This is a genomic window from Caulobacter segnis, from assembly GCF_019931575.1.
Lineage (GTDB): Bacteria > Pseudomonadota > Alphaproteobacteria > Caulobacterales > Caulobacteraceae > Caulobacter > Caulobacter segnis_C.
In genome coordinates, this window is record NZ_CP082923.1 from 19,492 (window position 1) to 43,041 (window position 23,550).

Sequence of the window (23,550 nt, forward strand, 5' to 3'; positions counted from 1 at the left end):
GCGCGATGACCGACGCCGCTTCAACCGCCGCCTCGCAAAGCCGCCGCAAGTTCCTGGTCGTCGCCGACGACACGCCGGAATTCTCGGCGGCGCTCAAATACGCCTGCCGACGGGCCCGCTCGACCGGCGGCCACGTGGCCATGCTGAAGGTGATCTCGCCCGCCGAGTTCGAGCACTGGAGCGGCGTGCGCGAGGAGATCGAGCGCCAGGAGCGCGAGGAGGCCGAGGTCCTGCTGCAGAGCCTGGCCGCCCAGGTCGTGGCCGAGACCGGCCTGCCGCCCGAGTTCATCATCAAGCACGCCGACAGCGTCCGCACGGCCCTGAAGGCGGTGGTCGCCGCCGATCCCAGCATCAAGATCCTGATCCTGGCGACCTCCACGGCGGGGCGGGGCCCGGGCCCCCTGATCTCGGCCATCGCCAAGGAGGGCGTCGGGTTCAGCGGCCGCAAGTTGCCCGTCACCGTGGTGCCGGGCGACCTGACGGATACCGAGATCGAGGAGTTGGCGTAAGGTTCAGCATCTCCCCCCACCTGACCCGCTTCGCGGGTCGTCCGCCCCCAAAGGCGGGCGGAAGGAGATCGCCGTCCTTCTTCCCCCTCCGGGGGAGGAGCGCGAAGCGCGGAGGGGGCGAGTGAGCGTCAGACCCGCTCCGGAATCCGCACCATCATCCGCTCGTAGCCCTTCACGAAGGTCGAGAAGACGCGCTTGGGCTCTTCCAGGACCTCGATCTTCGGGAAGCGCTTGAGCACCTCTTCCCAGACGATCTTCAGCTGCATCTCGGCCAGGCGGTTGCCCACGCAGCGGTGGATGCCGAAGCCGAACGACAGGTGGCGGCGGGCATTGGGCCGGTCGATGATGAAGGCGTCTGCGTCCTCGATCACCGTGTCGTCGCGGTTGCCCGAGACGTACCACATGACGACCTTGTCGCCCTTCTTGATCGTCTTGCCGCCCAGCTCGAAGTCCTCCAGCGCCGTGCGGCGCATGTGGGCCAGCGGGGTCTGCCAGCGGATGATCTCCGAGACCATGTTCGGGATCAGGCTGGGGTCGGCGCGCAGCTTGGCTTCTTCGGCCGGGTTCTTGCTCAGGGCGTAGAGGCCGCCGGTGATCGAGTTGCGTGTCGTGTCGTTGCCGCCGACGATCAGCAGGATGACGTTGCCCAGATACTCCATCGGCGGCATGTCGCGGGTGGCCTCGCCATGGGCCAGCATCGAGATCAGGTCGTTGCCCGGCTCGGTCTGGTTCACCCGCTCGTTCCACAGATTGGTGAAATAGCCCAGGCACTCCAGGAGCTCCGCGCGGCGGGCGTCTTCGCTCTCGACGATGCCGCTCTCCGGAGACGCCGTCGCCACGTCGGACCAGCGGGTCAGCTTGCGGCGCTCCTCCCAGGGGAAGTCGAACAGGGTGGCCAGCATCTGGGTGGTCAGCTCGATCGAGACCTTGTCGACCCAGTCGAACGGCTCGCCGATCGGCAGGGCGTCGAGGATCTCGCAGACCCGTCCGCGGATGACGCCCTCCAACTTGGCCAGGTTCGGCGGCGAGACGATCGGGCTGACCGTCTTGCGCTGGATGTCGTGCTTGGGCGGGTCCATGGCGATGAACATCGGCAGGACGAAGTCCTCGTCGAAGTCGCGGATGGTGATGCCGCCGAGGTGCGCATCCGACGAGAAGACCTGGTGGGTCGTGTCGACGGTCATGATGTCGTTGTAGCGGGTGATCGACCAGTACGGCCCGATCTCCTCGTCGCCCTTCGACCAGTGGACAGGCTCTTCCTTCCGCAGGCGCTCGAAATAGGGCCACATCGCGTCGGCCTGGAACAGGGCCGGGTCGGCGACGTGATAGTCATCGAGAGGGATGGAATAGGCCTTCGCGCGCGCCGCGTCCTTCAGGTCCACCGAACCGTCGCTCATCTTGGATCCTCCCGCGGATCGTTGTTCTGCGACCATACCGCCAGAAAATGACGCCTGTGTCACTTTCAAAATGCGCCAAATGGTCTTTGCACGAGAGCGCCGGCCGGTCTTGCGTCACGGCTTCGCGAGGTCCATTTCAGACGCATGTTCATTCAGACCGAAACCACTCCGAACCCCGAGGTCCTGAAGTTCCTGCCCGGCCGTGAAGTGCTGGGAGAGGGCGCGCGGGAATTCCGTACGTCCGAGGAAGGCGACGCCTCGCCGCTGGCCCGGGCGTTGTTCGATCTGGGCGACGTGACACGGGTGTTCTTCGGTCCCGACTTCCTGACCGTCACCAAGGGCGAGGACGCCCAGTGGCCGCACCTGAAGGCGCCGATCCTGGCGGCCATCATGGACCACTTCACCAGTGGTCGCCCGCTGCTGCTGGACGCGACGCAGGATGGCGGCCACGACGAGGACGGCGTCTATGACGAGGAAGCCAGCCAGATCGTCGCCGAGATCAAGGAACTGCTGGACACCCGCATCCGCCCGGCCGTGGCCCAGGATGGCGGCGACATCGTCTTCTCGCGCTTCGAACCGAAGACGGGCGTCGTGTGGCTGCACATGCGCGGCGCCTGCTCGGGCTGCCCCTCGTCGTCGGCGACCCTGAAGTCCGGCGTCGAGAACATGCTCAAGCACTACGTGCCCGAAGTGACCCGGGTCGAGCAGACGCTCTGATTTTCCGCGATCCGGCCCGCGCGGGTGTTGCCCGTCGCGGTCACGCGGCTATACTGTAACCACAAGAGTTGCGAATAGCCCTTATAAGGATCGCCCATGGCCAAGCTCGAAGACGACACGCTCGCCCAGCTGTTCACCGAAGCCCGCACCCGCAACGGCTGGGATCCGACGCCGCTGCCGGAGAGCGTGCTGCGCGAGCTCTATGACCTGACCAAGTTCGGCCCCACGGCGGCCAATTCGACGCCGGCCCGCTTCTATTTCCTGACCTCGCCGGAGGCCAAGGAGCGCCTGGCCAAGCTGTCGTCGGGCTCGAACGGCGTGAAGATTCGCCAGGCGCCGGTGACGGTGATCGTCGGCTACGACCTGGATTTCCCGCAAACCCTGCCCAAGCTGTTCCCGCACGCTCCGGGCGCCAAGGACTGGTTCCCCGATCCGGTGGCCAAGGAGTGGGGCGCGCTGCGCAACAGCTCGCTGCAGGGCGGCTATTTCATCCTCGCCGCCCGGGCCCTGGGCCTGGACGTCGGCCCGATGTCGGGCTTCGACAACGCCGGCGTCGACGCCGAGTTCTTCGCGGGCACCAACATCAAGAGCAACTTCATCGTCTCGATCGGCCATGGCACCGACGAAGGGCTGTTCCCTCGCAACCCGCGCCTGGACTTCGACGAGGCCGCGAAGATTCTCTGACCCGGTGACGGCGGAGGGGCGTCGGGATACAAAGCGCCCATGACCCTCCGCCATACCCTCATCGCCCTGCCGCTCGTGCTGCTGGCCGCCTGCGGGCCCGCCAAGAAGGCCGAGGCCCCGCCCGAGGCCGCGAGCAAGGGCCCGGTCACCGTCGCCATCGCGCCCTATGCCGGCGGGCCGCTGAAGATCGGCAAGGACGGCGTCGGGCCGATCAACGCCTCGACCGCCTTCGACCTGGCCACGCTGAAGGCCCTGTTCCCCAAGGCCAAGGTCGACAGCGCCTTCCTGCACTTCAGCGAGGGTCCGGCCCAGCCGATCATCACGATCGAGCAGGACAGCGTCCCGCTGGCCGAGATCGGCAAGACCGACGAAGGTGAGATCGCCTATGTCCGCGTCGCCGCCGGCGATGCGCGCGGTCCCAAGGACGAGCGGCTGCTGGCCAAGTGGGCTGACCTCGGCTTCACCGTCGACCAGTGCCGCGCCGGTGAGGGCCGCGAGGTCAACGCCGTGGTCTGCGTGCGTCCCGAGGCGCCGACCGTCTCCTACGTGTTCGGCGTTCCCGGCTGGACCCAGGGCGGCGTGCCGCCCGAGGCGACGCTGAAGGCCAAGGGCCAGCTGAACGAGCTGATCTGGCGCCCCGCCGAGGGCGCGGCGGTCGGTTCGGCCTGAAACCTATGATCCTGTCGATCGACACCTGTCTCGGCGCCAGTTCGGTCGCCGTGCTGGACGGCGAGCGCGTGCTGGCCGCCAGGAGCGAGCCCATGACCCGCGGCCACCAGGAGCGCATCGGCGTCCTGGCCCGCGAGGCAGCCGCCGAGGCGGGCGTGGCCTTCGCCGACCTCACGCGGATCGGCGTCACGGTCGGGCCGGGCTCGTTCACCGGCCTGCGCGTGGGCCTGGCCTTCGCCAAGGGTCTGGCCACGGCGCTGTCGATCCCCTGCGTGGGCGTCAACACGCTGGAGAGCCTGGCGTTCGGCCACAAGGGCTTCGTCGCCGCCGTCATCGATGCGCGGATGAGCCAGGTCTATATCCAGGTCTTCGCCGACGGGGTGTCGCTGATGGCCCCCGACGCCCTGGACCTGGGCGAGGCCGCCGCGCGGCTGGCCGAGCTCTATTCGGGCGGTCCGGCGACCCTGGTCGGCTCGGGCGCGCCGCTGCTGGCCGAGGCGCTGCCGGGCGCGAGCGTCCTGACCCCGGCCGCGCCCGATCCCGTCGCCGTCGCGCGCCTGGCCGCCGCCCGGCCCGCTCCGGCCCATTCGCCCCGGCCGCTGTATCTGCGCGCGCCCTACGCCACCCTGCCCGCCGCCTAGTCCGCCATGAACCTGCGTCCCGTTGGGCCCGAGGCCGCCTTCGATCTCGCCGACATCCACGACAAGGCCTTCGACCGGCCCTGGACGGCGCTGGAATTCGACGACCTGCTGAAATCCCCCGGCGCCTTCGCGATCCTGGGCGAGGCGGGCGAACCCGTTCAGGCCAAGGGCTTCGTCCTGTGCCGCTCGATCGCCGGCGAGGCCGAGATCCTGACCATCGCCGTCGACCCCGCCGCCCGCCGTCGCGGCTGGGGCGCGGCCCTGGTCGAGGTCGCCGCCGGGATCGCCGCCGAGACCGGTTCCGAGGCCCTGTTCCTGGAGGTCGCCGTCGACAATCTGGCGGCCATCGGGCTCTACCAGGCGACCGGTTTCGCCAAGGTCGGCCTGCGCAAGGGCTATTATCCCCATCCGGATGGCGCCAAGGACGCGCTTGTCATGCGCCGGGCGCTTAACACTTAGGGAGCGACCGCCTATCTTGCGGCGACTCAGACGGAGGTTCCGCCGTGGATCGACTCGAAAAGGCCTGTATCGAAAAGGGCATGCGCATGACGGACCAGCGCCGCGTGATCGCGCGCGTGCTGTCGTCGGCCGATGACCATCCGGACGTGGAAGAGCTGCATCGCCGCGCCCACGCCATCGACCCGCATATCTCGATCGCCACGGTCTACCGCACCGTCCGCCTGTTCGAGGAAAGCGGCATCATCGAGCGCCACGACTTCCGCGACGGCCGTTCGCGCTACGAAGAGACGCCTGACCACCACCACGACCACCTGATCGACATGAAGACCGGCAAGGTCGTCGAGTTCGTGGACGAGGAGATCGAGGCCCTGCAGAACGCCATCGCGCGCAAGCTGGGCTACAAGCTGGTGGACCACCGGCTGGAGCTCTACGGGGTGCCGCTGGAGGAGTAGGGGCGGGGGCTGCGACCCCGCCGCCCTTGCGGAATGGGCCTCTCGACCCCATAACCTCGCCGGATGAGCGAGACCCCGCAAAAGCGCCTCTTTATCAAGACCTACGGCTGTCAGATGAACGTCTATGACAGCGAGCGCATGGCCGATGTCCTGCGCCCGCTGGGCTATGGGATGGTCGATGATCCGGAGGGCGCGGACCTGGTGGTGCTGAACACCTGCCACATCCGCGAGAAGGCGACCGAGAAGGTCTATTCCGAGCTCGGCTACATCAAGCAGATGAAGGATCGGAAGGCGCAGGCCGGCGGTCGCATGACCATCGCCGTGGCCGGCTGCGTGGCCCAGGCCGAGGGCAAGGAGATCATGAACCGCCAGAAGGCGGTCGATCTGGTCGTCGGTCCGCAGGCCTATCACCAGCTGCCCGAGCTGATCGCCCGCGCCCACCGGGCCAGCGGCGAGCGCCTGGCCGCCGACTTCGCCGCCGACGAGAAGTTCGACGCCCTGCCGGCCGAGCGCCACGTGACCGGAGTCACCGCGTTCCTGACCGTGCAGGAGGGCTGCGACAAGTTCTGCACCTTCTGCGTGGTGCCCTATACCCGCGGCGGCGAGTGGTCGCGGCCGGTGAATGACATCGTGGAAGAGGCCAAGCGCCTGGCCGACCAGGGCGTGCGCGAGGTCACCCTGCTGGGCCAGAACGTCAACGCCTATGACGGCGACGGCTCCACACTGGCCAAGCTGGTCCGCCAGCTGGCCAGGATCGATGGCCTGGACCGCATCCGCTACACGACCAGTCACCCGCGCGACATGGGCGAGGACCTGATCGAGGCCCATGGCGAGCTGCCCGAGCTGATGCCCTACCTCCACCTGCCGGTGCAGGCGGGGTCGGACAAGATCCTCAAGGCCATGAACCGCGACCACACGGCCGAGAGCTATGTGAAGCTGATCGAGAAGATCCGCGCCGCGCGGCCCGACATCGCCATGAGCGGCGACTTCATCGTCGGCTTCCCCGGCGAGCGCGACGGCGACTTCGAGAAGACCCTGGACCTGGTCCGCGAGGTCGGTTTCGCCTCCGCCTTCTCGTTCAAATACTCGCGGCGTCCTGGGACGCCGGCCTCGGCCATGCCCGGCCAGGTCGACGAGGCGGTCAAGGCCGAGCGCCTGGAGCGCCTGAACCAGCTGCTGGACGACCAGCAGCGCGCCTTCAACGCCAGCCAGGTCGGCAAGGTGCTGCCGGTGCTGTTCGAGAAGGCCGGCCGCCACCCTGGCCAGGTCGTGGGGCGCAGCCCATATCTGCAGGCCGTCCACGCCGAGGGCGGGGAGCATCTGATCGGGAAGATCGTTCCCGTCCGTATAGAGAGCGCCGCCAAGATGAGCCTGGCGGGCGTGCTCGAACCTGTTCTGGAGACCGCTTGAGCCGCACCCCTGAGTTCCTGCCGCTGTCCGACGACGCGGTCCACGCCGTTTCCGGTCCGTCCGGCCGTCACGCCGCGCTGATCGAGGACGCCTTCAAGGTGCTGATCGAGACGCCCGGCGGCGGCGTCACCATCACCGGCGACGCGCGCGGCCGGACCAACGCCAAGCGCGCCCTGAACGCCCTGGCCGCCCGCGCCGACGCCGGCGAGGAGGTGGTCGAGGCCGACGTGCGCATCGCCATCGGCGGCGCCCACGAGACGGGCGGCCAGGCCTCGCCCCGCGCGGTGCGCAAGGGCAGCGTCTCGCCCAAGACCAAGGGCCAGGCGCGCTACATGGAGGCCATGGCCACCCATCCCCTGAGCTTCGGCCTGGGTCCGGCCGGCACCGGCAAGACCTTCCTGGCCGTGGCCCACGGGGCTGGAATGCTCTTGCGTGGCGAGGTCGACCGCCTGATCGTCACCCGTCCCGCCGTCGAGGCCGGCGAGAAGTTGGGCTTCCTGCCGGGCGACCTGAACGAGAAGGTCGATCCCTACATGGCCCCGGTCTGGGAAGCCCTGACCGACATCATGGGCGCCGACCAGCTGCGTCGCCGTCGCGAGAAGCTGGAGATCGAGGTCGCCCCGATCGCCTTCATGCGCGGCCGCACCCTGAGCCACGCCTTCGTCATCGTCGACGAGGCCCAGAACTGCTCGCGCCTGCAGATGAAGATGGTCCTGACCCGCATCGGCGAGGGCGCTCGCATGGTCGTCACCGGCGACCCGACCCAGGTCGATTTGCTCAATCCGCGCGACTCGGGCCTGGCTCATGCCGTCTCGATCCTGGAAGGGGTCGAGGGGGTGGCGGTCTCGCGCTTCACCTCGGCCGACGTCGTGCGCCATCCGCTGGTCGAGCGGATCGTGAAGGCCTATGACGCGGACGCGGCCCAAAGCACGCCCCGCTAAATGAGTACTCCGCGTTAAATGACCATCACCGTAGACATCGAGATCGAGGACGAGGCCTGGACCACGGCGGCCGAGGACGCCGAGGCCCTGGTCTGGCGCGCGGCCCAGGCCGTGCTGGACGCCCATGAGGACATCGAGGGCCAGGGGATCGTGATCCTGCTGACCGACGACGACAGCGTCCAGGCCCTCAATCGCGACTTCCGCCAGAAGGACTACGCGACCAACGTCCTGTCCTTTCCCTCGCCGCAAAATCCCGAGGCGAACCCGGAGGGCCAGATCGGCGACATCGCCCTGGCCTACGGCGTCTGCGCCCGCGAGGCGGCCGAGCAGGGCAAGCCGCTCGCCCACCATCTGCAACATCTGGTGGCGCACGGCGTGCTTCATCTCCTAGGATACGACCACGAGAGCGACGACGAGGCGGAAGCCATGGAGGCGCTCGAACGCGAAATCCTGGCGGGTCTGGACGTTCCCGACCCATACGCCGGCGATCAAGAGGGGCGCTGACACGGGCCATGCCCAGCGACGAGCCTAGTCAACAGCCCGCCGTTCCGGTCCGAAGAAGCCGGGGCGTGCGGGCGTTCCTCCGACGCATGCGCAGGCAGCTGACCGGCGGCGGCGAGGCCGCGCGGCCGCCCGAGCCGCCGCCCGCGACCGGCGCGGTCGACATCGTCGACCAGGCCGAAGCCTTCCAGACCCTGCGGGTCGCCGACGTGATGACCCCGCGCGCCGACATCGTGGCCGTCGAACTTTCCGCGCCGTTCGAGGCGGTGGTGGCCCAGTTCACCGAGGCCGAGCACTCGCGGATGCCGATCTATCGCGAGACGCTGGATGACCCGGTCGGCGTCGTCCACGTCAAGGACATCTTCCGCCTGCTGTCCGACGACGCCAGGCGACCGGCGCCGGGCGACCCGGTGCTGCACAAGCTGCGCCGCGACGCCCTGTACGTACCCGCCTCGATGAAGGCCGCCGACCTCCTGCTGCGCATGCGCACCAGCCGCATCCACATGGCCCTGGTCATCGACGAGTTCGGCGGCACCGACGGCCTGGTCTCGATGGAGGACCTGATCGAGGCGGTGGTCGGCGAGATCGACGACGAGCATGACGACGCCGCCGCCGCCGCCATCGTGGCCCGGCCCGGCGGCGTCTACGACGCCGACGCTCGCGCGCCGCTGGAGGAGCTGGAAGCGGTTCTCGGGCGCGAACTGGCCCCCTCCGACATGGAAGAGGACATCGACACGGTCGCCGGCCTGGTGGTCGCCCTGGCCGGTCGCGTGCCGCAGCGGGGCGAGGTGATCGCCCATCCCGACGGCTACGAGTTCGAGGTGGTCGAGGCCGATCCCCGCCGGGTCCGCCGGGTGCGGGTGCGCGGCGGCCCGTCGCGCGCCGCCTCGCCCGAGGCCGTTCCGCAGGACGCCGCCGCCTCGTGACCGCCTGGACGCGTTTCCGCGAGAAGGTCTGGAGCGGGCCGCTGCTGGCGTTGCTGGCCGGCCTCGCGGCCGCCCTGGCCCATCCGCCATTCGGCGTGCTGCCGGGCCTGCTGGGCTATGCGGGCCTGCTTTTCCTTCTGGACGACGCGAACGCCGAGAAGCCGCTGCGCTCGGCCTTCTGGCGCGGCTGGCTGGCCGGCCTGGGCTATTTCGGTCTCGGCACCTGGTGGATCGGCGAGGCCTTCATGGTCGACGCGGCCAACCAGGGCTGGATGGCCCCGTTCGCCGTGGCCGCCATGGCCGGGGGGCTGGCGCTGTTCTGGGGCCTGGCGGGGCTGCTCTACCGTCTCGCCCGTCCGAGAACGGCCTGGCGCGTGCTGACCTTCGCCGGCGTCTTTGCGGCCCTGGAGTGGGCGCGGGGCCATGTGCTGACCGGCTTTCCCTGGAACCTGCCGGGCGAGACCTGGCGGGCCGGCTCGTGGCCCTCGCAGGCCGCCGCCCTGGTCGGCGCCTACGGCCTGACCTGGATCACCCTGGCCATCGCCGCCGCGCCGGCCGTCTGGCGCGAAGGGAAGGGCGGCCGGATCGCCGTGGGCGCGGCTTGCGCGGGCCTCGTGGCGCTGTACGGCCATGGCGCGCTGGTCCAGTCGCGCCCGCTGGCCAAGGGACCGCCGACCACTGTGCGCATCGTCCAGGCCGACATCCAGCAGGACGCCAAGTGGGACGCCGCCCGCTTCGCCCAGATCGTCCAGGCCTATGTCTCGCTGACCGCCCGGCCCTATGCCGACCGGCCCGCCGACCTGGTGATCTGGCCCGAGGGCGCCCTGCCGGCGGCGATCGACGACTATCTCGCGCCCGGGACCTGGGTGCGACAGGCGATCCTCGACAGCGTCCGGCCCGGCCAGACCCTGCTGATCGGCGGCTATCGCTACGAGGGCCCGATCGACAAGCCGACCTACTACAACAGCCTGATCGCCCTGAAGCGCACCGCGACCGATCTCGAGGTGGTCGGCGTCTACGACAAGCATCGGCTGGTGCCGTTCGGCGAATACCTGCCGGCCGAGAAATTCCTGACCGCGATCGGCTTCAAGAGCCTGGCGCACCTGGGCGACGGCTTCGCCACCGGTCCGCGTCCGGCGCCGCTGCGGGTCGCGCCCGACCTGCTGACCCAGCCGCTGATCTGCTACGAGAGCCTGTTTCCGGGCCTGGCCCGCCGCGACAGGAACGTCCGGATCCTGATCAATGTCTCGAACGACGCCTGGTTCGGCGTCACCTCGGGGCCGCTGCAGCACCTGAACCTGGCCAGCTACCGCGCCATCGAGAGCGCCAAGCCGATCCTACGCGCCACGCCCACCGGTGTCAGCGCTGTCATTGACGCCCGTGGTCGAGTGGTCCCTGGAACGCGTCTGGATCTAGGAAAAAGCGGAGTGATCGATGCGGCTATACCAGGAATGGGTGAGGTTACACCCTTCGACGACTTCGGTGACCTGGCGTTTCTCGCCCTTCTATTGATATCTGCGGTTGCGTCAGCTCGCCCGTTGGCGGGTAAAATCTAATCCTCTATTGCGCGCTTGAAAGACTTGGGCTGAATTAAAACCGCAATTTCAGCTATCAAGCGTTGGCATGAGCGAGTCGTCGGACGCCGAGCGTCACCCCAATCCCGTCGACCTACATGTGGGCGCCCGCATCCGCATGCGTCGCAAGATCCTGGGCGTCAGCCAGGAACGTCTGGCCGAGGACCTGGGCCTGACCTTCCAGCAGATCCAGAAGTACGAGCGTGGCGCCAATCGCGTCAGCGCCAGCAAGCTCTACGAGATCGCCAAGAGCCTGCAGTCGTCGGTGGCCTATTTCTTCGAGGGCCTGGCCGACACCACCCGCGAAGGCGTGGCCGAGGGCGGCGAGCCGTTCGTCCACGACTTCCTGATGACCTCCGAGGGGCTGGAGCTGGCGGCGCTGTTCCCCAGGATCACCCGTCCCAAGGTTCGTCGCCGGATCCTGGAGCTGGTCCGGTCGATGGCCGAGGAAGAGGCGGCCGAGACCGACTAGGCCGCTTTCCGCCCTGCTAAAAGTCGTCGCAGGTTCTCTCGCCTTGCTCGCATAAACATATCTTTATATGGTCCTGGTCTAACTGGACGCCGAACCGGGCGCATGCCCGCCCGCGCGCATCCTCAAGGCCGGAGCTGTCTCTTGAACCGTTCGTCCTACATTTTCACCAGCGAGAGCGTCTCCGAGGGCCATCCCGACAAGGTCGCCGACCGCATCAGCGACACCGTCGTCGACGCCTTCCTGTCGGTCGATCCCGAGGCGCGCGTCGCCTGCGAGACCCTGGTCACGACCAACCGCGTCGTGCTGGCCGGCGAGGTTCGCGCCGGCAAGCCGGACGGCGACAAGAAGGCCAACAAGCAGCTCACCAAGGACATCATCGCCTCGCTGGAGCCCAAGGTTCGCGCGGCGATCAAGGACATCGGCTACGAGCAGAAGGGCTTCCACTGGCAGAAGGCGAAGTACTCGAACTACCTGCACGGCCAGTCGGCGCACATCGCCCAGGGTGTGGACGCCACCGACAAGAAGGACGAGGGCGCCGGCGACCAGGGCATCATGTTCGGCTACGCCAGCACCGAGACCCCGGAACTGATGCCGGCCACCCTGCAGTACAGCCACAACGTCCTGAAGCGCCTGGCCGAGCTGCGCCATTCGGGCGAGCTGTCCGAGCTGGAGCCCGACGCCAAGAGCCAGGTGACCCTGGAATACGACGGTAACGGCCGTCCGGTCCGCGTCGTCTCGATCGTCGTGAGCCACCAGCACAAGAAGAAGATCGACGGCAAGGCCGCGACTTCCAAGCGCGTGCTGGACCTGATCAAGCCGCACATCCTGCCGGTGTTCCCGGACGGCCTGATCACCAAGAAGACCCAGTGGCTGGTCAACCCGACCGGCCGCTTCGAGATCGGCGGCCCGGACGGCGACGCCGGCGTGACCGGCCGCAAGATCATCGTCGACACCTATGGCGGCGCTTCGCCGCACGGCGGCGGCGCGTTCTCGGGCAAGGATCCGACCAAGGTCGACCGCTCGGCCGCCTATGCCTGCCGCTACCTGGCCAAGAACGTCGTGGCCGCGGGCTTGGCCGACCGCTGCACCATCCAGATCGCCTACGCCATCGGCGTGGCCCAGCCGGTCTCGTTCCACGTCGACCTGCACCGTACGGGCAAGGTCGATCCGGCCGTGCTGGAAAAGATCCTGCCGCAGCTGATCGGCGGCGCCACCCCGCGCTCGATCCGCGAGCACCTGCAGCTGAACCGCCCGATCTACGCCCGCACCGCCGCCTACGGCCACTTCGGCCGCACGCCGGACAACGAGGGCGGCTTCTCGTGGGAAAAGACCGACCTGGTCAGCGAGCTGAAGGGCCTGGCGTAAGCTTCACGCCCCGAACTTCGAGGCGGGCTCCGATCCTTGCGGGTCGGAGCCCGTTTTCATTTCCTGCTCGACGCTCTAAGACGCCGCCCCATGACCAACCCGCAACAACCTCACGGGCCGCTGCGCTCGTTCGGCCGTCTGAAGTCGCGCCCGGTGAAGCCGCGCCAGCAGGCCCTGCTCGACACCCTGCTGCCCGAGATCGCGGTTCCCAACGGCCCGTTCCAGCCGCTGGACCTGATGCCCGGGGCCAAGGCCGTGTGGCTGGAGATCGGTTTCGGCGGCGGCGAGCACATGGCCGCCCAGGCTGGCCGCGCGCCCGAGACGTTGGTGATCGGCGCCGAGCCGTTCGTGAACGGCGTCGCCAGCGCCGTCCGCCATGTCGAGGAGCAGGCGCTGAAGAACGTCCGCATCCACGAGGGCGACGCCCGTGACGTCGTCGACTGGCTGCCCGACGCGTGCCTGGACCGGGTGTTCATCATGTTCCCCGACCCCTGGCACAAGGCCCGCCACAACAAGCGACGCCTGATCCAGCCGGTGTTCGTCGCCAGGCTGGCCCGGGTCATGAAGCCGGGCGCGGCCCTGCGCTTCGCCACCGACTGGGCCGACTACGCCGAGTGGACGACCGAGCGGGTGCTGGCCGACCCGAACTTCCGCTTCGCCGACGCGGCCGCCGACCGCAACGCGATCCCGGCCGACCACGTCACCACACGCTATGAGGAAAAGAAGCTGGGCGACTGCGCCCCGGTGTTCCTGGATTTCGTCAGGGCGTAGGCGCGCTGGCGGGCGCCGGGCGCGCCATGGCCGCCAGATGGGGCGCGATGAAGTCGATGAAGGCCCGGATGCGCGGCGTGTTGCGCAGCTCGGCCGTCGTCATCACCCAGACGCCGCCGTTGTGCGGGATCGGCAGGCAGTAGCGCAGTTCGGGATAGCGGCCGCCCAGGGCGTTGGGCAGCGCCGCGACGCCCAGATCGGCCAGGACGGCGCTCAGCACGTTGTGCAGCGTGCTGCACCGGATGGCCGGGGCCGCGTCGGGCCCGGCCTTTTCCCGGAGCCAGGCGGTGGGCGGCAGGTTCTCCATGGCGCCCTCGCTTCCGATGATCGCGTGGCGGCTCAGGTCGCTCTCCCGCGTGGGCGCGCCGTGCGCCTGGGCGTAGGCGTGGCTGCAGTACAGCGCCCAGCTTTCCTCGCGGATCTTGCGGGCGATCAGGTTCGATGACGGCAGGGCGAACGACGCCCGTATCGCCACGTCGGCCTCGCCCTTCTCGAGGTCGAGGAAGGCGTCGGCCAGGGCCAGCTCCACGCGGATCTCCGGATAGAGCCGGCGGAAATCGCCCATGGCAGGGATCACGCCGATCGTGGCCATCAGCTCCGAGCAGGTCAGCCGCACCACGCCCGCCATGCCGCGGTGATGGGCGTTCAGCCGATGCTCCAGGCTTTCCGCGGCCTTCTCCATGGCCTCGGCGTGGGGCAGCAGGTCGGCGCCGAGGGCGGTCAGGCTCGCGCCGTTGCGATCGCGCTCGAACAGCTTGGCCCCGCAGGCCGCCTCCAGGGCGTCGAGCCTCCGGGCCACGGTGCTCTGATTGACGCCCAGGCCGCGCGAGGCGCCCAGCGTGCTGCCGGCTCGAGCCGTGGCCAGGAAATGGCGCAGATCGTTCCAGTCGAACATCCGGCCATTATGCGGTTTCGCATAGCGGCGTTGCAAGAACGCTGATTGCCGAGTTCACGCCCCAGGCTCTATCCGGACGCCCCGTTGCGCGCCGTGATCGGCGTTTCATCAGGCAATCATCGGTTCGGCGTCCTGTCCGTCGGTCGGGCGCGCTGCGATCCAGGCCGCCCATCAACCCCGCCGTCGACGCTCTCAGGCGAGCGCCGAAAGGAGATCCCATGTCTTCCGCTCCGTTCCTCAACCCGGTCGCCGCCCACGACCTGCGGGACCCGGTCTACCGGGACCTGCGCGACGCCCTTTCGCGGCTGATGGCGGGGCATGGCCTGGCGGACGTCGCCCATCAGCGGGGCCTGGCGATCCTGCTGGCCGACCTGCGCGCCCCGATGATCCTGACCCTGGCCCCCGCGGACCTCGCGCCCGGCCGCGACGATGACCTCGACGGCATCTGGGTCGCCAGCCGCCACGGCCAGGTGCGGGTGGCGCTGAACGAGATCGACTGGATCGAGGCGGACCGGGACTATGTCCTGCTGCACACGGCCACGCGCCGACACATCCACCGGGTCACCATGAATGCGCTGGAGCGGGAGCTGAATCCCCGCCGGATGCTGCGCGTGCACCGCTCGGCCTTCGTCAATCCCGACCGGGTCGAGGCGGTCAATCGTCCGGGCCGGGGACTGATCTCGCTGGTGCTGCGCGACGGCGTCGCGGTGCCGGTGGGGCCCAGCTACGTGAAGGCGGTGCAGGCGCGGCTCAGCCTGGGGGCGCGCGACGCGGCTCCGGCCTGCCCGGGCGTCATCGCGGCGTGACGCGGGTCGGCCAGGACGATCCGAAGCGTCGGATCGATCCTGGCCATGAGCGTCGTCTAGTACGTCTCGTTGTAGCGCTTGATCGCCGTACGGATGATGTCGGCGGTCTCCTCGATGTCGGCCCAGCCGCTGATCTTGGTCGACTTGCCCTTTTCCAGGTCCTTGTAGTGCTGGAAGAAGTGGGCGATCTGCTCGGTCAGGATGGTCGGCAGGTCGCGCCAGCTGGACACGCCCGTGTAGAACGGGTGCAGCTTGTCGACCGGCACGGCCAGGATCTTCTCGTCCGAGCCGGCCTCGTCGACCATCATCAGGGTGCCGATCGGGCGGCAGCGGATGATCGCGCCCGGCACCACCGGGGTCGGGCCCACGACCATGATGTCGGCCGGGTCGCCATCGTCGGCCAGGGTGTGCGGGATGAAGCCGTAGTTGGCCGGATAGAACATCGCCGTGTGCAGGAAGCGATCGACCATCAGGGCGCCGCTTTCCTTGTCGATCTCGTATTTCACCGGCTCACCGCCCTGCGGGATCTCGATGATGGCGTTCAGATCGTAGGGCGGGTTCAGGCCGGTCGGGATCTTTGAGAGGTCCATTGTGACTCTTCATCTTATGAGGTCCGCGGGGAGGCGGCCTGCGCGGGCTGGCTTATAGGCCAAAATTGCTGCGGCGCGGAAGCAGGACTTGGGAGATTTCCCGAGTTCGAGTCGACAACCATGGTCCATTCGCCTATAAACCATCCCACATCGTCCGTTAGCGCTAGATGGCGCTTTCGAGCGGCGGCCCGAAAGGCTGCCGCTTTTTGTTTGGCCGAACGGGGAGTCGCCCTGGCTGGCCGCATCGAGTTGAGAAGCACGTGCGCGGTAAGACGCAGGAAGACCGAGACCTGATCGAGATGCTCGATCCCGTCGCCGAGGCCCTCGGCTACGAGATCGTCCGCCTGCGCCTGATGGGCGGCGCCGAGCAGCGTCGCCTGCAGATCATGGCCGAGCATCCGCTGCAGGAAGACGGCAGCGGCGGCGACATGAACGTCGAGGACTGCGCCCGTTTGTCGCGCGGCGTGTCCGAGATCCTGGACGCCGCCGACCCGATCACCGGCGAGTACACGCTGGAAGTCTCCAGCCCCGGCATCGACCGTCCGCTGACCCGCCTGAAGGACTTCGAGGACTATGCGGGTCTCGAGGCCCGCATCGAGCTGGACCGCGTGGCCGAGGGCCGCAAGCGTTTCAAGGGCGAGCTGGCCGGGGTCGAGGACGACCAGGTGGGCCTGAACATCGAGGGCGAGGACGACGTCACCGTCTACTTCCCCTTCGCCTGGATCATCGACGCCAAGCTCGTCATGACCGACACCCTGATGAAGCGGGGCGCCGAACAGCGCGCCGCCCGCATCAAATCCGACAACGAAGACCTGTCCGAAAGTGAAGAGGACTGACCATGGCCATCGGCATCGCCGCCAACCGGCTTGAACTCCTGCAGATCGCCGACGCGGTCGCCCGTGAAAAGGGCATCGAGAAGGAAGTCGTCATCGAGGCCATCGAGGACGCGCTGCAGAAGGCCGCCCGCGCCCGCTACGGCGCCGAGCACGACATTCGCGTCAAGATCGACCCGCGCACCGGCGAGACGACGCAGAAGCGCGTGATCGAGGTCGTTTCGGACGACGCCGAACTGGAAGGCGAGATCGGCAAGGTCCAGCTTTCGATCGCCAAGCGCAGCTGGCGCGACGCCGAGGTCGGCAAGGTCTACGAAGAGGCCCTGCCGCCGTTCGAGATCGGCCGCGTCCAGACCCAGATGGCCCGCCAGGTCGTCATGCATAAGGTCCGCGAGGCCGAGCGCGAGCGTCAGTACGACGAGTACAAGGATCGCGTCGGCGAGATCGTCAACGGCAGCGTCAAGCGCGTCGAATACGGCAACGTCATCGTCGATCTGGGCCGCGGCGAAGGCATCATGCGCCGCGACCAGTCGATCCCGCGCGAGAACTTCAACGTCGGCGACCGCATCCGCGGCTACATCTACGACGTCCGTCGCGAGACCAAGGGCCCGCAGATCATGCTGAGCCGCGCGCACGGCGGCTTCATGGCCAAGCTGTTCGCCCAGGAAGTGCCGGAAGTCTACGACGGCGTCATCGAGATCCGCGCCGTGGCCCGCGACCCGGGTTCGCGCGCCAAGATGGCCGTTATCTCGAACGACAGCTCGATCGATCCCGTCGGCGCCTGCGTCGGCATGCGCGGCTCGCGCGTGCAGGCGGTCGTGGCCGAGCTGCAGGGCGAGAAGATCGACATCATCCAGTGGTCGGAAGACGAAGCCACCTTCATCGTCAACGCCCTGGCCCCGGCCGAAGTCTCCAAGGTCGTCATGGACGAGGAAGACGAGCGCGTCGAAGTCGTGGTGCCGGACGAGCAGCTGTCGCTGGCCATCGGCCGTCGCGGCCAGAACGTCCGCCTGGCCTCGCAGCTGACCGGCTGGCAGATCGACATCATGACCGAAAGCCAGGAGAGCGAGCGCCGTCAGCGCGAGTTCGCCGAGCGCACCACCCTGTTCCAGGAAGCCCTGGACGTCGACGAGGTCATCGCCCAGCTGCTGGTCACCGAAGGCTTCGCCGCGGTGGAAGACGTCGCTTTCGTCGAGCCGCACGAGATCGCCTCGATCGAGGGCTTCGACGAGGAAACCGCCGAGGAACTGCAGGCCCGGGCCCGCGAATTCCTCGACAAGGAAGCCGCCGCCCTGGACGCCAAGCGTCTGGAACTGGGCGTCCAGGACGAAGTCCTCGCCATCGAGGGCGTGACCCTGCCCATGGCCGTCGCCCTGGGCGAAGGCGATGTGAAGACGGTCGAGGACCTGGCCGGTCTGGTGCCCGACGACATGCGCGGCTGGTTCGAGACCAAGAACGGCGAGCGCGTGCGCGAGCCGGGCATCCTGGAAAGCTTCAACCTGTCGCCGGAAGACGCCGAGGCGCTGATCATGCGCGCCCGTGTCGCCATGGGCTGGGTCGAGGCTCCGCCGGAGCCGGAATACGAGCCGGAGGCCGAGTACGAGGCCGAAGGCGAATACGAGGGTGAAGTCGAGGGCGAGACCGAAGGCGAAGTCGTCGCCGACGAGAACGTCCAGGACGAAGCCGCCTCGGAAGAAGAAGCCTAAGGGCCTCTGAGCGACGCGTGACGGCCTCGCGGAGCGATCCGCGGGGCCGTTCGTTCGACTAGACCCAAGCCGAAGAGTTGATGACCGAACCCGCCGAGCCCAAGACCCACGCCGAAGCCAATCGCCTGCGCAAGGACATCGTCCTGGGCGAGGCGATGGACGAGGCGCGCCTGATACGCTTCGTGGCGGGGCCGGACGGGTCGGTGGTTCCGGACCTGGCGCGCAAGCTGCCGGGGCGGGGGATCTGGGTTGGCGCCGATCGGGACTCGGTCGTGACGGCCTCCAAGAAGGGCCTGTTCTCGCGGGCGGCCAAGACCAAGCTGACCGCGCCGCCGGACCTGGCCGACCAGGTCGAGATCCTGCTGGCGCGGCGGGTTCTGGACAGCCTGGGCCTTGCGCGGAAGGCCGGGAGCATTATCTCGGGATACGAAAAGGTGGTCGCCGCCCTGGGGACGGGCAAGGTCGCCTGGCTGATCGAGGCGTCCGATGGCGCCGAGGATGGTCGCCGCAAGATTTTAGCCGCCGCCCGAAAGGCCCCGACAGCGCCCCGTTTGCTGGGCGCATTCAATTCGGACGAATTGGGTTTGGCCTTGGGCGGGGAGAATGTGATACACACCGCTCTCCTCGCCGGGCGCGGCATCGATCGCTGGACACAGGATGTCGAGCGTTTGTCAGGCTTTCGCCCGCTTTTGCCTCCCGAATGGTCGGCGAACGGACGTGAGGAGAGCTAGGGCTTTTGCATCCCACTGGATCCGCTTCAGTGCGATGGAAAAGCTCTAGAATCTTTGAGGTCGGGCGCGGCTATTCGGGTCGCGCTCGTGAGTGAAGGGTCGGGAAACGCGCTTCCTTTTTGGAGGTACGTCCAGGCCCCTTTCTCACATGGAACGACGGTTTTTTAGCCAGGTACCGCCTGGCGGAAGTACAAGCGAGCGCATGAGCGACGAGAACGAAAACGGCCGACCCGGCGGACGAGCTCCGATCACCCTGAAGCCCCGTCAAGGCTCGGTGAGCGCGGGGGTCGTGAAGCAGAGCTTCAGCCACGGCCGGACCAAGACGGTGGTGGTCGAAACCAAGCGCACGCGTCCGCATGCGCCCGCGACCGGCAATCTCGCCGCGCCGTCCTCGGCCGAGCGTCGTCACGACGCCCCGGCGCCCCGTCCGTCGCAGCCGCAAGGCGGCGCGCCGACGGGTGGCGGCGGTTCGGCCGGCGGTCTCTCGCAGGAAGAGCTGCGCGCTCGCCAACGCGTCGTCGACGCCGCGCGCGAAGCCCAGGCTCGCCAGCAGGCCGACCAGGCCGCCGCCGAGTCCCGCGCCCGCGCCGCCCAGGAAGCCGCTCAACGCGACGCGGCCGCCAAGGCCGCCGCCGAGCGCGCCGCCCAGGCGCCGGCCCCCGCGCCGACGCCGGCCGCGCCGGTGACTCCGCCGCCGCCGCCCGTCGCCGCCGCTCCGGTCCAGCCCGTGGCCCAGGCTCCGGTCGCTCCCCGCGTCGAGGCTCCGCGCCACGACGCGCGTCAGGACGCGCCCCGCCAGGACGCCTCGCGCGCCGCGCCGAGCGCGGGCCAGACCCGCACCTACGAGCCCAGCCGCGAGCGCCGCGACGATCGTCCGACCACGACGACCTATCGCCCGGCTCCGCAGGGGGATCGCCCGTTCAACCAGCGTTCGCCGCGTCCCGACGCCGGCGCGAATTTCGGCCAGCGCGCGCCGCGACCGGAAGGCGACCGCCCGCGCGGCCCGCGTCCCGATGGCGACCGTCCGCAGGGCGACCGCGGCGGCTATCGTGGCGACCGTCCGCAGGGTGATCGTCCGCAAGGCGACCGCCCGCAGCAGACCGTCCGCTACTCGGCCCTGGCCCCGCGCCCGGCGCCCGGCGGCCCGCGTGGTCCCGGCGGTCCGCCGCGCGGCCCGCGTCCCGGTGTCCCGGCTTCGGCTCCGGCCACGCCCGAAATCCAGCGCGCCATGCGTTCGGCGCCGCGTCCCGGCGGCGAAGTCAGCCGCCGTCCGGACGAGGACGACGATCGCCGCAAGGCCGCCGCCCCCAACAAGGCCGTGTCGCGCGTCAAGGGCGCGCCGCAACGCCGCGAAGGGCGCCTGACCATCCAGGCCGTGGCCGGCGACGGGGATTCCGCCGACCGCATGCGCTCGCTCGCCTCGGTCCGCCGGGCTCGCGAACGCGAAAAGGAAAAGCGCCGCGGCGGCGTGGCCGAACAGGCCCGTGTCGCACGTGAAGTGGTCATCCCCGACGTCATCACCGTGCAGGAGCTGTCCAACCGGATGGCCGTGCGTGGCGTGGACATCATCAAGTTCCTGATGCGTCAGGGCGTGATGCTGAAGATCAACGACGTCATCGACAACGACACCGCCGAGCTGGTGGCCACCGAGTTCGGCCACACCGTCAAGCGCGTGTCGGAAGCCGACGTCGAAGAAGGCTTCATCGGCGCCGAGGACATCGACGATCACATGGAGCCGCGACCCCCGGTCGTGACGATCATGGGTCACGTCGACCACGGCAAGACCAGCCTGCTCGACGCCCTGCGCTCCACCGACGTGGCGGCGGGCGAAGCCGGCGGCATCACTCAGCACATCGGCGCCTATCAGGTTCGCCTGAAGGACGGCCAGCGCGTGACGTTCCTCGACACGCCCGGCCACGCCGCGTTCTCGTCGATGCGCGCCCGCGGCGCCAACATCACTGACATCGTGGTGCTGGTCGTGGCCGGCGACGACGGCGTGATGCCCCAGACGATCGAGGCGATCAAACACGCCAAGGCCGCCGAGGTGCCGATCATCGTCGCCGTCAACAAGATGGACAAGCCGGGCTCGGACTCGACCCGCGTGGTCAACGAGCTGCTGCAGCACGAGATCGTCGTCGAGAGCCTGGGTGGCGACACCCAGCTGATTGAGGTCTCGGCCAAGGCCCGCACGGGCCTGGACGACCTGCTGGAAGCCATCCTGCTGCAGGCCGAAGTGCTCGACCTGAAGGCCAACCCCGACCGCACCGCCGACGGCGTGGTGATCGAGGCCAAGCTGGACAAGGGTCGCGGCGCCGTCTCGACGGTGCTGGTCAACCGCGGCACGCTGAAGCGCGGCGACATCGTCGTGGCCGGCAGCCAGTGGGGCAAGGTCCGCGCTCTGCTCAATGAGCGAAACGAGCAGCTGACCGAAGCCGGTCCGGCCACCCCGGTCGAGATCCTCGGCCTGGACGGCGTACCCTCGCCGGGCGACGCGATCGCCGTGGTCGAGAGCGAGGCCCGCGCCCGCGAGCTGACCGAGTACCGCATCCGCCTGAAGCGCGAGAAGACGCTGGCCCCGGTGGGCGCCGGCGCTTCGATGGCCGACATGATGGCCAAGCTGCAGGACAAGAAGCTGAAAGAACTGCCGCTGGTCATCAAGGCCGACGTGCAGGGTTCGGCCGAGGCGATCATCGGTTCGCTGGACAAGATGTCGACCGACGAGGTCCGCGCGCGGATCATCCTGTCGGGCGCCGGCGCGATCAGCGAAAGCGACGTCATGCTGGCCAAGGGCGCCGGCGCGCCGGTCATCGGCTTCAACGTCCGGGCCTCGGCCCAGGCGCGAGCCCTGGCCGAACGCGAAGGGGTCGAGATCCGCTACTACGCGATCATCTACGACCTGCTGGACGACATCAAAGGCGTGCTCTCGGGCATGCTGGCCCCGATCCAGCGCGAAACCTTCCTCGGCAACGCCGAGGTCCTGCAGGCCTTCGACATCTCGAAGATCGGCAAGGTCGCCGGCTGTAAGGTCACCGAAGGCGTGGTCCGCAAGGGCGCCAAGGTCCGGATCGTCCGTCAGGACATCGTGGTCCTGGAACTGGGCACCCTGCAGACGCTCAAGCGCTTCAAGGACGAGGTCAACGAAGTCCCTGTCGGCCAGGAATGCGGCATGCTGTTCGCCGGCTTCCAGGACATCAAGGTCGGCGACGTGATCGAGTGCTTCACCGTCGAAGAGATCAAGCGTCAGCTCGACTAAGGGCTGACCTCGCGATCGAAAATGCCAGGGGCGCGGATCGAAAGGTCCGCGCCCTTTGTCTTTCGCGTTACACGACCAGACTGGAAATCGCCCCAATCCGGGGCTACCCATTCGCCATGCGTATCAAGGCCCTTCTCGCTCTGACCGCCGTCGCCGCCAGCTTGAGCGCCTGCGCGACCGCGACCCGCTATGACGCCGCCGGCGACGTGCACGACCTGCTGGTCGCCATCCGCGACAACGACCGGGCGCGGTTCGACGCCCATGTCGACCGTCGGGCGCTGAAGGCGCAGATCGAGGCGCGGCTCGTGGACGAAGCCCGCCAGCGCGGCGGGCAGAACAGTGGCCTCTCGGCCCTGGCCGCCATCGCGGCCGGCCCGATCGCCGATGTCGCGGGAGAGGCCCTGATCCGGCCCGAGACCTTCCACGCCGCCGCCAACTACTACGGCTACACGCCCGACCGGCCGATCCCGGGCCGGGTGGCGATCGCCTCGACCCTGCGGCCCGTGGGCGACGGCCGGGTCTGCGCGGCCAGGAAGGACGGGCCGTGCATGCTGACCTTCACGCAGGAAGGCTCGACCTGGCGCCTGTCGGGCTTCGACCCGCAAGCCGCGAACCTGCACTTCAAGCGATGAAGACGGCCATTGTCGGGGGCGCGGCCCTGGCCCTGCTGGCGGCGAACACCGCCGGGGCCGAGACGCGGATGTTCTCGTACGACCCGATCTCGCCGGACGCCAAGCGGCTGACCGGCGCGGGCGTGACCATCCTGTTCAACCAGGGCATGCTGGGCGCGGGCCGGCCGATCAAGGTGCTGGCCACCGGCGTGCCGGCCGAAGCGCGGCTGATGGACGGCCGCCAGAAGGATCTCGGGCCCGGCGGTCTGGGCGCCATGCAGGGCGTTGACGCCGACGCCATGCTGTTCGAGGTCGACGCCAAGGCCGCCCAGGGCAAGATCTACGCGCGCGCCTTCTGCCCCGGTTCGACGCGCCTGTGGCTGTCGTTCAGCACCATCGTCATCCGCCGCGACCTGCGCATCCAGGCGTTCGGCGACGACCCGAAGAGCGCTGGGAAGGCGCGGCTCTGCGGCACGCTGGACTTTTCGTATCGCGGCGAGTGGCGGCTGCCCAAGAACCGCGCGCCCGACCCGATGGTCGACTGGACCGACAGTCCGCAGCACCCCGACACCTCCAACTGACGCCCTCGTCAGCGGCGCGGGTCCGGTCTAGCGTTGTCGAAACGAGGGGGGCGACC

25 protein-coding genes and 1 pseudogene are annotated in these 23,550 nt (G+C 68.8%); 23 read left to right on the plus strand and 3 right to left on the minus strand.

All coding sequences use genetic code 11. The features are described 5' to 3' along the window. Positions 1-5: 5 nt before the first annotated feature. Together K8940_RS00070 and K8940_RS00075 are read left to right on the plus strand one after the other, a co-directional pair. A complete protein-coding gene (locus tag K8940_RS00070) occupies positions 6-509 on the plus strand; it encodes a universal stress protein (protein WP_223392514.1) in 504 nt (167 codons plus the stop codon). 24 nt (positions 510-533) lie between these two features. Next, positions 534-627 (plus strand): annotated as a pseudogene (locus tag K8940_RS00075) (hypothetical protein); the annotation flags it as partial. 10 nt (positions 628-637) lie between these two features. On the opposite strand, the gene K8940_RS00080 reads toward K8940_RS00075, so the two are convergent. Further along, positions 638-1,906 carry a cytochrome P450 gene (locus K8940_RS00080; RefSeq protein WP_223392515.1) on the minus strand — a complete coding sequence of 423 codons (1,269 nt, stop codon included), beginning with the start codon at positions 1,904-1,906 and terminating at the stop codon, positions 638-640. Positions 1,907-2,050: 144 nt separating this feature from the next. Here K8940_RS00080 and K8940_RS00085 point away from each other — a divergent pair, with 144 nt between their 5' ends. The 14 genes from K8940_RS00085 to trmB all read left to right on the plus strand — a co-directional run bounded on the left by K8940_RS00085 (position 2,051) and on the right by trmB (position 13,488). Then, entirely contained in the window at positions 2,051-2,623 is a 573-nt protein-coding gene (locus tag K8940_RS00085) for a NifU family protein (RefSeq protein WP_223392516.1), read from the plus strand. Between the two features lie 96 nt (positions 2,624-2,719). Beyond that, positions 2,720-3,307: a malonic semialdehyde reductase gene (locus tag K8940_RS00090; protein ID WP_223392517.1), complete on the plus strand. Its 588-nt coding sequence runs from the start codon at positions 2,720-2,722 to the stop codon at positions 3,305-3,307. Positions 3,308-3,346: 39 nt separating this feature from the next. Beyond that, positions 3,347-3,976, plus strand: coding sequence for a DUF1131 family protein (locus K8940_RS00095; protein WP_223392518.1), 630 nt, complete (start codon positions 3,347-3,349; stop codon positions 3,974-3,976). 5 nt (positions 3,977-3,981) lie between these two features. Then, positions 3,982-4,617 carry a tRNA (adenosine(37)-N6)-threonylcarbamoyltransferase complex dimerization subunit type 1 TsaB gene (tsaB, locus tag K8940_RS00100; RefSeq protein ID WP_223392519.1) on the plus strand — a complete coding sequence of 212 codons (636 nt, stop codon included), beginning with the start codon at positions 3,982-3,984 and terminating at the stop codon, positions 4,615-4,617. A 6-nt stretch (positions 4,618-4,623) separates the two neighbouring features. Continuing rightward, complete coding sequence (rimI, locus tag K8940_RS00105; protein WP_223392520.1) at positions 4,624-5,076, plus strand: ribosomal protein S18-alanine N-acetyltransferase; 453 nt, start codon at positions 4,624-4,626, stop codon at positions 5,074-5,076. Positions 5,077-5,120: 44 nt separating this feature from the next. Further along, entirely contained in the window at positions 5,121-5,528 is a 408-nt protein-coding gene (locus K8940_RS00110) for a Fur family transcriptional regulator (protein WP_223392521.1), read from the plus strand. Positions 5,529-5,591: 63 nt separating this feature from the next. Next, positions 5,592-6,938, plus strand: coding sequence for a tRNA (N6-isopentenyl adenosine(37)-C2)-methylthiotransferase MiaB (miaB, locus tag K8940_RS00115; RefSeq protein ID WP_223392522.1), 1,347 nt, complete (start codon positions 5,592-5,594; stop codon positions 6,936-6,938). Then, on the plus strand, positions 6,935-7,879 hold the full coding sequence (locus K8940_RS00120) for a PhoH family protein (protein ID WP_223392523.1): 945 nt from the start codon (positions 6,935-6,937) through the stop codon (positions 7,877-7,879). Before miaB ends, K8940_RS00120 begins: the two co-directional genes overlap by 4 nt. A gap of 36 nt (positions 7,880-7,915) precedes the next feature. Beyond that, a complete protein-coding gene (gene ybeY, locus K8940_RS00125; protein ID WP_223395979.1) occupies positions 7,916-8,383 on the plus strand; it encodes an rRNA maturation RNase YbeY in 468 nt (155 codons plus the stop codon). A gap of 8 nt (positions 8,384-8,391) precedes the next feature. Continuing rightward, positions 8,392-9,306, plus strand: coding sequence for a transporter associated domain-containing protein (locus K8940_RS00130; RefSeq protein WP_223392524.1), 915 nt, complete (start codon positions 8,392-8,394; stop codon positions 9,304-9,306). After that, positions 9,303-10,862, plus strand: coding sequence for an apolipoprotein N-acyltransferase (gene lnt / locus K8940_RS00135; RefSeq protein WP_223392525.1), 1,560 nt, complete (start codon positions 9,303-9,305; stop codon positions 10,860-10,862). Before K8940_RS00130 ends, lnt begins: the two co-directional genes overlap by 4 nt. Before the next feature lie 67 nt (positions 10,863-10,929). Further along, complete coding sequence (locus K8940_RS00140) at positions 10,930-11,352, plus strand: helix-turn-helix domain-containing protein (protein WP_223392526.1); 423 nt, start codon at positions 10,930-10,932, stop codon at positions 11,350-11,352. Between the two features lie 141 nt (positions 11,353-11,493). Continuing rightward, positions 11,494-12,717 carry a methionine adenosyltransferase gene (gene metK, locus K8940_RS00145; protein WP_223392527.1) on the plus strand — a complete coding sequence of 408 codons (1,224 nt, stop codon included), beginning with the start codon at positions 11,494-11,496 and terminating at the stop codon, positions 12,715-12,717. 90 nt (positions 12,718-12,807) lie between these two features. Continuing rightward, a complete protein-coding gene (trmB, locus tag K8940_RS00150; RefSeq protein ID WP_223392528.1) occupies positions 12,808-13,488 on the plus strand; it encodes a tRNA (guanosine(46)-N7)-methyltransferase TrmB in 681 nt (226 codons plus the stop codon). Here trmB and K8940_RS00155 read toward each other — a convergent pair. After that, entirely contained in the window at positions 13,478-14,383 is a 906-nt protein-coding gene (locus K8940_RS00155) for a LysR family transcriptional regulator (protein WP_223392529.1), read from the minus strand. The genes trmB and K8940_RS00155 overlap by 11 nt on opposite strands. A 218-nt stretch (positions 14,384-14,601) precedes the next feature. Between K8940_RS00155 and K8940_RS00160 the strand changes: the two genes are divergently transcribed. After that, positions 14,602-15,189 carry a LytTR family DNA-binding domain-containing protein gene (locus tag K8940_RS00160; protein ID WP_223392530.1) on the plus strand — a complete coding sequence of 196 codons (588 nt, stop codon included), beginning with the start codon at positions 14,602-14,604 and terminating at the stop codon, positions 15,187-15,189. A 56-nt stretch (positions 15,190-15,245) separates the two neighbouring features. On the opposite strand, the gene ppa is transcribed toward K8940_RS00160, so the two are convergent. Then, on the minus strand, positions 15,246-15,779 hold the full coding sequence (gene ppa, locus K8940_RS00165; protein WP_223392531.1) for an inorganic diphosphatase: 534 nt from the start codon (positions 15,777-15,779) through the stop codon (positions 15,246-15,248). A gap of 260 nt (positions 15,780-16,039) precedes the next feature. On the opposite strand from ppa, the gene rimP reads away from it, so the two are divergent. The 6 genes from rimP to K8940_RS00195 all read left to right on the plus strand — a co-directional run bounded on the left by rimP (position 16,040) and on the right by K8940_RS00195 (position 23,494). Further along, the gene (gene rimP, locus K8940_RS00170) at positions 16,040-16,615 is read left to right on the plus strand and encodes a ribosome maturation factor RimP (RefSeq protein ID WP_223392532.1); all 576 of its coding nucleotides are present in this window, start codon (positions 16,040-16,042) and stop codon (positions 16,613-16,615) included. Positions 16,616-16,617: 2 nt separating this feature from the next. After that, positions 16,618-18,318: a transcription termination factor NusA gene (gene nusA, locus K8940_RS00175; protein WP_223392533.1), complete on the plus strand. Its 1,701-nt coding sequence runs from the start codon at positions 16,618-16,620 to the stop codon at positions 18,316-18,318. Positions 18,319-18,398: 80 nt separating this feature from the next. Further along, a complete protein-coding gene (locus tag K8940_RS00180) occupies positions 18,399-19,049 on the plus strand; it encodes an RNA-binding protein (protein ID WP_223392534.1) in 651 nt (216 codons plus the stop codon). Positions 19,050-19,251: 202 nt separating this feature from the next. Further along, entirely contained in the window at positions 19,252-22,302 is a 3,051-nt protein-coding gene (gene infB, locus K8940_RS00185) for a translation initiation factor IF-2 (protein ID WP_223392535.1), read from the plus strand. A 116-nt stretch (positions 22,303-22,418) separates the two neighbouring features. Next, a complete protein-coding gene (locus K8940_RS00190; RefSeq protein ID WP_223392536.1) occupies positions 22,419-22,934 on the plus strand; it encodes a DUF2939 domain-containing protein in 516 nt (171 codons plus the stop codon). Beyond that, positions 22,931-23,494, plus strand: coding sequence for a hypothetical protein (locus tag K8940_RS00195; protein ID WP_223392537.1), 564 nt, complete (start codon positions 22,931-22,933; stop codon positions 23,492-23,494). The genes K8940_RS00190 and K8940_RS00195 overlap by 4 nt, the downstream gene beginning before the upstream one ends. Positions 23,495-23,550: the final 56 nt, after the last annotated feature.

Coding starts and splice junctions, on each gene's coding strand:
- K8940_RS00070 (WP_223392514.1), top strand. CDS start 6: ATGACCGACGCCGCTTCAACCGCCGCCTCGCAAAGCCGCCGCAAGTTC.
- K8940_RS00080 (WP_223392515.1), bottom strand. CDS start 1,906: ATGAGCGACGGTTCGGTGGACCTGAAGGACGCGGCGCGCGCGAAGGCC.
- K8940_RS00085 (WP_223392516.1), top strand. CDS start 2,051: ATGTTCATTCAGACCGAAACCACTCCGAACCCCGAGGTCCTGAAGTTC.
- K8940_RS00090 (WP_223392517.1), top strand. CDS start 2,720: ATGGCCAAGCTCGAAGACGACACGCTCGCCCAGCTGTTCACCGAAGCC.
- K8940_RS00095 (WP_223392518.1), top strand. CDS start 3,347: ATGACCCTCCGCCATACCCTCATCGCCCTGCCGCTCGTGCTGCTGGCC.
- tsaB (WP_223392519.1), top strand. CDS start 3,982: ATGATCCTGTCGATCGACACCTGTCTCGGCGCCAGTTCGGTCGCCGTG.
- rimI (WP_223392520.1), top strand. CDS start 4,624: ATGAACCTGCGTCCCGTTGGGCCCGAGGCCGCCTTCGATCTCGCCGAC.
- miaB (WP_223392522.1), top strand. CDS start 5,592: ATGAGCGAGACCCCGCAAAAGCGCCTCTTTATCAAGACCTACGGCTGT.
- K8940_RS00130 (WP_223392524.1), top strand. CDS start 8,392: ATGCCCAGCGACGAGCCTAGTCAACAGCCCGCCGTTCCGGTCCGAAGA.
- K8940_RS00140 (WP_223392526.1), top strand. CDS start 10,930: ATGAGCGAGTCGTCGGACGCCGAGCGTCACCCCAATCCCGTCGACCTA.
- trmB (WP_223392528.1), top strand. CDS start 12,808: ATGACCAACCCGCAACAACCTCACGGGCCGCTGCGCTCGTTCGGCCGT.
- K8940_RS00155 (WP_223392529.1), bottom strand. CDS start 14,383: ATGTTCGACTGGAACGATCTGCGCCATTTCCTGGCCACGGCTCGAGCC.
- K8940_RS00160 (WP_223392530.1), top strand. CDS start 14,602: ATGTCTTCCGCTCCGTTCCTCAACCCGGTCGCCGCCCACGACCTGCGG.
- ppa (WP_223392531.1), bottom strand. CDS start 15,779: ATGGACCTCTCAAAGATCCCGACCGGCCTGAACCCGCCCTACGATCTG.
- nusA (WP_223392533.1), top strand. CDS start 16,618: ATGGCCATCGGCATCGCCGCCAACCGGCTTGAACTCCTGCAGATCGCC.
- K8940_RS00180 (WP_223392534.1), top strand. CDS start 18,399: ATGACCGAACCCGCCGAGCCCAAGACCCACGCCGAAGCCAATCGCCTG.
- infB (WP_223392535.1), top strand. CDS start 19,252: ATGAGCGACGAGAACGAAAACGGCCGACCCGGCGGACGAGCTCCGATC.
- K8940_RS00190 (WP_223392536.1), top strand. CDS start 22,419: ATGCGTATCAAGGCCCTTCTCGCTCTGACCGCCGTCGCCGCCAGCTTG.
- K8940_RS00195 (WP_223392537.1), top strand. CDS start 22,931: ATGAAGACGGCCATTGTCGGGGGCGCGGCCCTGGCCCTGCTGGCGGCG.